General features: G+C 62.1%; 1 protein-coding gene. It reads left to right on the forward strand.

The window, feature by feature from the left end; all coding sequences use genetic code 11:
• Positions 1-836: ShlB/FhaC/HecB family hemolysin secretion/activation protein (locus FUT88_RS19670; protein WP_147217636.1), on the forward strand; the 836-nt coding region annotated here is incomplete at both ends.

Raw genomic sequence — 836 nt, forward strand, 5'->3', positions numbered from 1 at the left:
GCCGGCGGTACGTTGCAACTCAAAGTGTTGGCAGGGCGCGTTGGTGCCATCCGCAATGCTTCGGATGACAACATCGGTTGGGCACGGATGGTGTTGCTTGCCGGCCCTGGAGACTTGCTGAACCAGCGCGACTTGGACCAGGCGCTGGAAAGCATTCGTCGCCTGCCTGGCCAGTCGCAGACAAGCTTTGACATCGTTCCTGGTGAGCGCGTCGGTGAATCTGACATCGTGCTCAAGCCGGGTACTGACAAGCGCTGGCACGCATCGCTGTCAGCGGATAACACGGGCTTGAAGTCGACCGGCAAGTACCAGATGAGCGGCTCGCTGGTCATCGACTCGCCGCTGCACCTCTACGACCAACTGTCGATTTCCGCGTCCTCCAATACAGACCGAGGTTCGACCGCTGCGGGCACGCGCTCCTACTCCATCAACTGGAGCGTGCCGGTCGGCTATGCCACCTTGTTCGTCGGCGCCAATCGCTCGCGCTACAACCAAACAGTGGCGGGTTTCGAGGAGCCCATCGTCTATAGCGGCAATAGCTCTGAGGTGAATGCCGGCATCAGCGGCGTGCTGCATCGCGACGCGACCTCGCGCACCGGCGCCCAGTTCAAGCTGTTCCGCAAAATCAACCGCAACTACCTGGAAGACACCGAGATTGCGGTCCAGCGCCGTGACGTTGTCGGCTATGAGGCTTCCATGTCACACCGCCACTATCTTGGCCCGGTGGTGCTCGACGGCGGCGTGGCGTGGCGAGAGACGCTGCCCGACCATTCCAATGTGCCGGGCGTGGTGGTCGGTGACCCTGGCTACGGCGGGCGTTCACAAGTTGAGACGGC

Origin of the sequence: Ralstonia sp. TCR112 (assembly GCF_007997035.1) — a bacterium.
GTDB lineage: Bacteria > Pseudomonadota > Gammaproteobacteria > Burkholderiales > Burkholderiaceae > Ralstonia > Ralstonia edaphi.